Annotated in this window: 7 protein-coding genes and 1 pseudogene; 3 read left to right on the top strand and 5 right to left on the bottom strand. The window is 69.7% G+C overall.

All coding sequences use genetic code 11. The annotated features are described in order from the left end of the window. The 3 genes from ACWC9T_RS17450 to ACWC9T_RS17440 form a co-directional block, all read right to left on the bottom strand. Positions 1 to 408: IPT/TIG domain-containing protein (locus ACWC9T_RS17450; protein WP_449821915.1), on the bottom strand; the 408-nt coding region annotated here is incomplete at its 3' end. A gap of 161 nt (positions 409 to 569) precedes the next feature. Beyond that, positions 570 to 1,370: an IPT/TIG domain-containing protein gene (locus ACWC9T_RS17445; protein WP_449821914.1), complete on the bottom strand. Its 801-nt coding sequence runs from the start codon at positions 1,368 to 1,370 to the stop codon at positions 570 to 572. A gap of 273 nt (positions 1,371 to 1,643) precedes the next feature. Further along, the gene (locus ACWC9T_RS17440; RefSeq protein WP_449821913.1) at positions 1,644 to 2,339 is read right to left on the bottom strand and encodes a hypothetical protein; all 696 of its coding nucleotides are present in this window, start codon (positions 2,337 to 2,339) and stop codon (positions 1,644 to 1,646) included. A gap of 400 nt (positions 2,340 to 2,739) precedes the next feature. Here ACWC9T_RS17440 and ACWC9T_RS17435 point away from each other — a divergent pair. Beyond that, a pseudogene (locus ACWC9T_RS17435) lies at positions 2,740 to 2,870 on the top strand (transposase); the annotation flags it as partial. A 617-nt stretch (positions 2,871 to 3,487) separates the two neighbouring features. Here the strand turns inward: ACWC9T_RS17435 and ACWC9T_RS17430 are convergent. Then, on the bottom strand, positions 3,488 to 4,255 hold the full coding sequence (locus ACWC9T_RS17430; protein WP_449821912.1) for an endo alpha-1,4 polygalactosaminidase: 768 nt from the start codon (positions 4,253 to 4,255) through the stop codon (positions 3,488 to 3,490). Between ACWC9T_RS17430 and ACWC9T_RS17425 the strand changes: the two genes are divergently transcribed. Next, positions 4,236 to 4,364: a hypothetical protein gene (locus ACWC9T_RS17425; RefSeq protein WP_449821911.1), complete on the top strand. Its 129-nt coding sequence runs from the start codon at positions 4,236 to 4,238 to the stop codon at positions 4,362 to 4,364. The two genes, ACWC9T_RS17430 and ACWC9T_RS17425, sit on opposite strands and share 20 nt — an antisense overlap. A gap of 340 nt (positions 4,365 to 4,704) precedes the next feature. Here the strand turns inward: ACWC9T_RS17425 and ACWC9T_RS17420 are convergent, their stop codons facing one another. Then, the gene (locus tag ACWC9T_RS17420) at positions 4,705 to 5,586 is read right to left on the bottom strand and encodes a hypothetical protein (protein WP_449821910.1); all 882 of its coding nucleotides are present in this window, start codon (positions 5,584 to 5,586) and stop codon (positions 4,705 to 4,707) included. Positions 5,587 to 6,902: 1,316 nt separating this feature from the next. On the opposite strand from ACWC9T_RS17420, the gene ACWC9T_RS17415 reads away from it, so the two are divergent. Beyond that, on the top strand, positions 6,903 to 7,844 hold the full coding sequence (locus ACWC9T_RS17415) for a hypothetical protein (RefSeq protein WP_449821909.1): 942 nt from the start codon (positions 6,903 to 6,905) through the stop codon (positions 7,842 to 7,844). Positions 7,845 to 8,111 lie beyond the last annotated feature (267 nt).

Raw genomic sequence — 8,111 nt, 5'->3', positions numbered from 1 at the left:
GGGAGCCGTCGCCTGGATCTGCGCATCGCTCAGCACCGTGAACGTCGCCGAAGCGGTCCCGAAGTGCACCGACGACGCACCCGTGAATCCCGAGCCACTGATGATCACCGAGGTACCGACCGCACCCGAAGCCGGACTCACCGCCGTGATCACCGGCACGGCGTCGTAGGTGTAGGTGACGCCGTTGCTCGTACCGAGTGGTGTGGTGACGGTGACGGCGGCCGAACCGGTGCCCGCGGGAGCGGTGGTCATGATCTGGCTGTCGCTGACCAGCTTGAACGACGACACCGGCACGGTTCCGAACTTCACCGAGGTCGCCCCGGTGAAGCCGCTGCCGTTGATCGTGACGGCCGTGCCCCCTGCGGCCGGCCCGTGGTTGGGGTTGATGCTGCTGATGACCGGAGCCATCGGGTACTCCTTCGTGTCGGGAACGAGGCGTGCCCTGACTGCCGTGCGGCAGCCAGGGCACAGTGGGTGAGCGGCCGGGACACGTCAGATCCGCACCGATGGCGACGGTGACGTGGCGGTCACGCTGCCCGCTCCTTGGGTGTCCGGGTTCGGGTCAGGGATCAGACGACGACGAATTCGTCGGCCACGACGACCGCGCTGGTGTCGCCGAAGGGGTTGGTGACCCGGACGTCGTAGGTGTCCGCTGCCAGGGCGGGGAAGTCGCAGGAGAGAGTGGTGTCGGTGCTGACGTTGACGTTGGTGGCCGAGGCGACCGTCACCCCGCCGAGGGTCAACGTCACGGTGCTGCCGGCCACGAAGCAGGTGCCGGAGACTATGACCCCAAGGGTGGCGGTGCCCGCCGTTCCCGTACCGGGATTCACGCCGGTGACCGACGGCGCCGCGTTGTAGGTGAACTGATCGGCCGGTCCGTTCGGGGCGCTGGTGCCGCCGGCGTTGATGACCTGGACGTCCACCGAGTCGGTGCAGTCGCTGAAGACGCCGTGGGCCGGCGGGGTGACGGTCAGGTGGCTGTCCGACAGGATGGTGGGACTGGCGGTGCCGGCCGAGCCGAAGTCGACCGAGCTCGCGGTCGCGAAACCGGTGCCGAAGACGTCGATGGCTCCGGGTGCGACAGGACCGGCGCTGGGGCTCACCGACGTGACCGTCGGGGAGGCGACGTAGAAGAAGGACTTGCTGTTGCTGGTGCTGCCGGAGACGGTCACGCTGACGTTGGTCTGACCGCTACACCCCGACGGGACGGTGAAGGTGACGGAGGTGCTGGTGGCCGCGGTGGGGGTGACCGTGGTGGTGCCGATGTTCACCTTGGTGGTGCTCAGGGTCCCCAGACCGCTGCCGGTGACGGTCACCCCCGTGCCCGGGTGGCCCGAGGTCGGCGAGATGGAGCTGATGAAGGGTGCCATGACTGATCTCCTTTGTCGTTGCTGATGACGCTGTCGTCCAGTTCGCCGGAGCTGCCGAATCGGCAGTCCGCCGCACAGGGCGTGGTCGGGTTCCAGCAGGTCACAGGGCAGGGCCCGCAGCGCTGCCGGAATCGGGCCACGAAGTCGCTGACCGGCTGGATGCCGGATGGGAGCGGTCGTGGGGAAGGTGATTCGGGCGGCGTGCTTCTGCCGTGCCGTTGGCCTGCGGCTTGGGTGGGCGGGTCGGGTGTCCCGTGGTGCCGCCGTCGGACCTCAGCAGGGCGCGGTCAGGGGCGGGGTGGCGGCGCAGTTGTTCGGGGTGTTGCCGAAGACGTTGGTGGCCGCCAGTGTGACCGAGCCGGCGTTCTTGTAGATGCCGCCGCCGTCGACCGTGGCGGTGTTGCCGGTGACGCTGCTGGCGGTCATCGTCAGCGCGGTGTCGGTGTAGATGCCGCCGCCGAACGAGGCGCGGCTGTTGCGCACGCCTCCGCCGGTCACCGAGACCGACCCGCCGAGGTTGGCGATGCCGCCGCCCACCCCGAGACCGGCGTCACCGTTGCTGATGGTGACCGCGGTCAAGACGAGCTGGCCGTGGGTGGCGGGTAGTTGCGAGGGCCCGTCCACCTCGATGATGCGGAACGCGGGCGCGCCCGACGCGCGGGTGATCTCGGTGGCCAGCCCGGCCATGGTGATCGGCGTGGTGATGTTCGGCAGCCCCGCCGGTCCGCCGGCCCCGCCCGAGCCGTGGGCGCTGGTGAGGAAATAGGTGCAGAACGGTGCCAGGGTCAGGCCACCGCCCCCGGCGGCGTTGGCCGCATTGACGGCGCTGACCAACGCGGTTTCGCTACACGGCACGATCGCCGCCTGCGCCGCACGCGCGGTCTGCGCGTGTGCCGCCGGGGCGCTGAGCATGAGCGCACCGACAGCACCGGTCCCGAACAGCACGTGAAGCATGTTGATGGCTCGCATGCACGCCTCCTCGGACGCCTGAGCCAACCCTCGTCGGCCGATGCACCCCAACAGTGCGTCAGTCGACGGCTCCCTCCGATGGGCGCCCCTGCGGGCCTGTGGCAAGCACACACCACCACATACCGATGGGCTGTCTTCCCCAACGGAGGGATGGGCAGCCCCCTATTCGGACACCATAAGTCAGTCATCTGAACCGCCATAAGCACAAGGCATATGACCGCGGATCACCCGTTCGGCGCAGCGCCACCCGTAAGATTATCCCCACGGCGTGTTAGGGAGTGTGCGCTGCCGTCCCACCCGAACCACGCGTTAACACTTGAGCCGGACCGCTGACACAGCGGGTCTGCATGGTCTTCGGTGCAACTCCCGATCAAGGAAGAACACCCGATGAGCCCGGACCAAGACCGTGGTCACCGACGTCAGCCCGGTCGAGATCGACGTGCCCCGCGACCGGGAGGGCAGCTTCGAGTCGCAAATCGTACGCAAGTGTCAGCGCCGGCTGCCGGTGTGGACGACATGGCCCTGTCCCTGCCCGTTCCCGCACGACCTGCCCGCCGGGCAACAGATGCTCACTGCTCCACGCCAGCCAGCACCACGAACTGCGGCGACGCGGCGAGGTTTCCGGTGCCGAAGGCCGGGCAGGGAGCGCCAGCCCGCCCCCATCCGGATATCGAATGCTGCCCGATACAGTAAATGACATTCCGTCAGCGAAACGCTGATTCATCACCCGAAAAAGTTAATTTGCATCAGAAGTATCGCCAACAGCGCGGCCAACGCGCCCGGCGGCATCCTCAACAACGCCGGCATCGTCACCCTGACCGACAGCCGCGTTCACGGCAACCAGCCCACCAACTGCGCGGGCAGCCCGGTCCCCGTCGCCGACTGCGTGAACTGACCGACCAGCCCCCTGGCCTTGTGCAAACGATGGTTCCTGACGCGGGTGCGGGTCCCCGAACGAACTGCAGCCCGGGCACCCGCACCCCTCGCGTGGGTACAGGCCGGTCCGCGGGCCCGTCGGCTGCACCCGCACCCGCACCCACCTGCGCAGAAGAACGCCAGCTTGTGGAGGGCGTCGGCCAGGCGGTCGTTGCGTACCTGTCGGGCATGAACTGCGTGGATCTTCCCGAGGCGCGGGTGACGGGGCTGGTTCAGCAGGTCTGGCGCAGGTAGCTGGGGTCGCTCGGCGGAACGACGTTGAGGTCGCGCCGCACGATGCTGATGCGGGTCCCCCAAGTCGTGCACGCCGCCTGAAGGCCCTGCTCGTCGTACTCGACGTCGAATACGCTGTCGCCGAACGCGTCGGTGTAACGGTTGCACTCGCCGTACGTGCCGCACTGCTCCACCACCGCGAAGTCGAGGCCCAGTTGCTGCCCGTCCGGTGCCAGCTCCGCCGCGTTCTTCTGGGCGATGGCAAGGCCTTGTCCGTGGGCGTGCGCGACGAGCAGAGACTGGTACGCCTCGGCGTCGGCCGCGCTCAGCAGTCCGGTCGACCGTGTGTAGCTGTCGTAGTTGTCCGGCTCGACGGCGTTGAAGCCCTTGGTGGCGCACTCGTCGATCCAGCCGTTCACCTTCAGAGCGATCCGCTGACGCTTGGTGTCCGTGCTGATGTCCAGCAGCGCCTCGTTCCAGGTGGTGTCGTAGACGACGTTGCCGGCCTGGTCCCGGAGCAGCAGGTCCTGGTCCCATTGCTGCTCTTCGTCCGGCTGGGCCTGGAAGCCGTTGACGTAGCAGATGTTGTAGATCTCCGGTGCGGGGGACACCCCGTGGTCGCGGCTGACGACGGACACACCGGCCGGCGGCTGGTACGGCCCGCCGATCTGGTAGTCGAACCCGGCGTGCACTGGAGGCATCGTCACGGCGGGTGAGACGGTCGCCGATGCCGATGTTCCCGCGGACGTGGAAGGCGAGATCGTCACCGCCGGTTCCGCAGTTCCGCCGGAGGAACTGCACGAAGAGACTGCGAGAACGGCTGCCGCCGAGATCGTCAGCGCTGCGGCGATCCTGACGCGCGACCTGCGGGACTGACCATCGTTGAGGGGCATCATCGAACTCCAGGATGACAGGGCATGTCCCCAGGGCGGCTCCCCACGGCCGCTTCGCGGCGGCTGCGGTCAGGCGCAGTTCCCTGGTCGCCCGGGTCGCTGAATACCTCAGCAACTCCGCCCGACGTAGCGTGGCTGCGGTGCTACCGGGCACCCGGGTTCCGTGCGAGGACCGGACTCAGCAGGGTGATCGCGTCGTCGGGGTCGGCGGAAAGCAGCACGTGGTTGTCGGCCGCGGCAGAGACCGGGCGATGGTCGATGACGGCGGCCAAGGTCTTGGCCGCCGCCGAGGTGTGGAAGCTACGGTCAGCGGGCTCGGTGGGTCAGGCCACGCAGCCGGGGACCGCGGTGGGGCTGCCGAAGCAGTTGGTCGGGTTGTTGGCGAGCACCGCGGTGAAGTTGAGCGTGACGCTGCCGCTGTCGTTGTAGACGCCTCCGGGGGCGTTGGTCGCGCTGTTGCTGACGACCGTGCTCCGGGTGAGCGTGGTAGTGGCGCCGGCACCGCCGAAGTTGGCGATTCCGCCGCCCGCTCCCGTGGGCCCGGATGCCGAGTTGTCGTAGACGTTGCTTTGCGAGACGTTCAGGGTAGCGTCGTTGGCCACTCCGCCGCCCAGCTCGAGAGCCTTGTTGGTGACGACGGTGCTCCTGGTGATGGTCATGGTGCCGTCGTTGCCCAGACCGCCACCGTTGTGGAGCGCGCTGTTGCCACTGATGAGGCTGCGGTCGACGTTCGTGGTGGACCCGGTGTTGCCGCCGATCCCGCCGGAGAAGTCGGCGTGGTTGTCGCGGATGAGGCTGCGACTGACAGTGAGGACTCCGTCGTTGCGGATGCCGCCCCCGAAGTCTCCCGTCGCGTCACCGTTGGCGATGATGGCCTCGCAAAGGTCCAGGTTTCCCGTCGGGTCGACCGTGAGGATGCGGAAGGCCGACGCGGCCGGGTCACGGGTGATGGTAGCGCCGTCACCCTTGATGGTGATCGTGTTCTGGATGGACGGCAGCGGGGTGGTCAGGGTGTAGATGCAGCCCGGGGCCAGGGCGAGCGTGCCGCCGGAGGTGTTCGCGTCGGTGATGGCGCTCGCCAGCGCGTCGGTGGTGCACGGGACGAACGTCCGCGCGGCTGCCGGGGTGGCGGCCACGCCGGTGACCATGAGGGCGGCCGCCCCGAGGGCGCCCAGCGTGCGGATCGCCAGTTTGCTGTGGTTCATTGCTTCTCCTCGGTGTTGAGTGGATCGTTCACGGGGCCGCGTGCGGTGTGTCCGGGAACGGGTCGAGGGTGTGCCGGGCTCAGGCTCGTGGTGGCTCGAGCCCTCTGGTGTGGTCTGGTCGCACCTGTTCGGGCATCCGGCCTGCGACTGTCGGGTTCGCAGGGGTTGAACTTCCGCGCGTCAGCCGGGCGACGTGGTGGTCACGGGTACCGATGTGGTGCCACGGCCCCGTCGGGTGTTCTCGCCGGGCCGGTTCTGACTGCCGGATCCGTTCGGCGGCCGCCCGTGGGTGCCCGTCTACGCAGTGGGTGCGGTGAGGTAGGTGTAGGCGCTGGAGAAATGGATGGTGCCTGGGGTGGTGGTGATGGTCAGGTCTGCGGGACCTGGGGTCAGGGCAGGCGCGGTGAAGGCAACCCCGGTGTCGGAGACGACAGTGCGATGGCAGAGCCCCCGGCGCCGCCTCCGGTGGGTCCTTGGTTCGGGCTGACGGCCTGCGGGGTCGTGATGACGCTCACCGTGTTCGCGCCGTTGTCGCTCACGTAGGAGGACAGCCCGTTGGGGGTGAATGCCACCCTGCTCGGGGCGGTGTCGCTCACGTTCACGCTGCCAGCGGCGTTGCTCGCCGCACAGGCGCGTCGTCCGTTCGCAGTGATCACGATTCCGATGGGCCCGCCCCGACCCGCACGGTCCTGTCCTTCGCCGCCGGCCCTGCTGTCAGGCGGTCAGTCGCTGAGGTCATGACGTCCCCTCCGGTCAGACGGGGGCCGTCGACGTCCAAAGGCCGTCGCGTTCACGACAGCCGACATGACGTTGGTTCCTTACCGGGGACGCCCGACGGCTGCCGGACCGGGAGCACACGTCTCCTGAGGTCCAACGCATTCCCCCGGCAAGGGATGGGCGGCCCACCGGGTGTAATCGCTACGAGTAACACATAGGGCTACAGAAGGTGGCTACCAGAAGACCTGCTTCTCACCCGAACGGCCGAGCGCGCTCTACCTGCGGCAGCGCGGCATCCGGCACACGATCCCGGACGAGGCCGACAGCCAGGCCGCCCGCCTGCGCAAGGGATCACGAGGCGGACGGCCACCGGCTCGACGAGGAGCGGTACAAGAAGCGCGATACCGCCGAACGGGCCATCAACAATCTGAAGAACTCCCAGGCTTCCTTGGAACGGTCACTGCCGCGGCCCTGGTCATCTGGTTGCGGTCATGAATCGACGTGCCGGTCTTCCGCCCCGGACGTGGTGAACACCCGTGCCGCTGCGGCCTCGGGGCGCTCTGCCCTGCCATCGTTGATCCGTGAAGGGAGGTGGTCCGATGACCCGTACGGAGGAGCCCGGCACGGCCGTGTCGGTGCCGCTGTGCTTGATCGGTGCCGACGCGGGGGTGCTCTCGCCCGAGCGCTCCGCGGCCTTGCGCCGGATCAGGGCGGCGGCCGTCGACGGCGAGCTCGCCGAGGCTGGACGGCTCGCCGCTGAGCTGTATCAGGCGGTGCTGGACACCGAGGGTGCCGACCACTTCGGCGCCCCGGCCGTTCAGGAGGTCCGGGCCTATCTGGCCCACCGGGCCGGGGACCACCGGGGTGCCGCCGACCTCTACGAGCGGACGGCTGCGGCGTGGGCCTTCACCGGCGCCGGCGCTGTCCGGCCGGCGATCATCAACGCCCGCGCGTGCTGGGCGCTCGCCGAGCAGGCCGCCGCCGACCGGCCTACCGCGCGATCACGGGCCGTCGCCCTGCTGACCGGCCGGGCCGTGCGCCGGAGCGCGGTGGTGGCGGTCGCAGGGGTGCTGTCCTGCGGCGCGGTGGAGCTGGCGGCCGAGGACCGGCCCCGGCCCGCGCCCGCCGCCGAGCGGGTGGAACTCGCCGAGGCCCCGGTGCTGCAGCTCCTGGTCGGGATGCCGAGCGCCGCGCCCGTCCGTCCTTCGGCCGCCCGGGCGCCGGAGCCCTCTCCGCCCCAGGCGGCCGGCCGGCCGCCGGAGCAGGACCAGGAGCCCGGCGGCGCGGCCGCCGACGAGGCGCCTGTTCACCCGCCCGGACCGCCGGCAGTCCCGGCCTTCCCGTCCCGGCCGGGGTCTGCGCGGACCACGACCCGCGTGTCCCCTCGGCCGCCGGTCCGACCCGCGCGGCCCGTGCGGCCCGCCGAGCGGCCGCTCGCCGGGCCGCAGCCGGCGGTGCCGGTCGACGTCTGCACGGAGAGCGGCAAGGTCGGCCTGCCGCCGAGCCTGGTCGAGATCTGCCGCAAGGCGTACGGGCGCTGAACCAACATCTCGCTCAACCGCCCGGGAGCCTCGTCCGTTCAGCCCTCGCCCCAAGCGCCAGGCCGTCACCCGACCAGTGCTCCCCCTGAAAAGGATCAGCACGCCAAGACGGGTAACCGGCCTTCGGAGTGTCATCCGAAGGCCGGCAGCGCCGCCGGGTTGATCAGGCGGTGTAGGTCATGGTTCCAGCGGACGCCGTGCCCCCCGGGGTGGTCACGGTGACGTTGACGGTGGTACCCGCGGTACCGGCCGGGATGATGCCGGTGA

The sequence above is a fragment of the Kitasatospora sp. NPDC001159 genome (assembly GCF_053598235.1).
The sequence above is the reverse complement of the archived record's forward strand: the minus strand, read 5'-3'. Positions and strand labels throughout refer to the sequence as shown.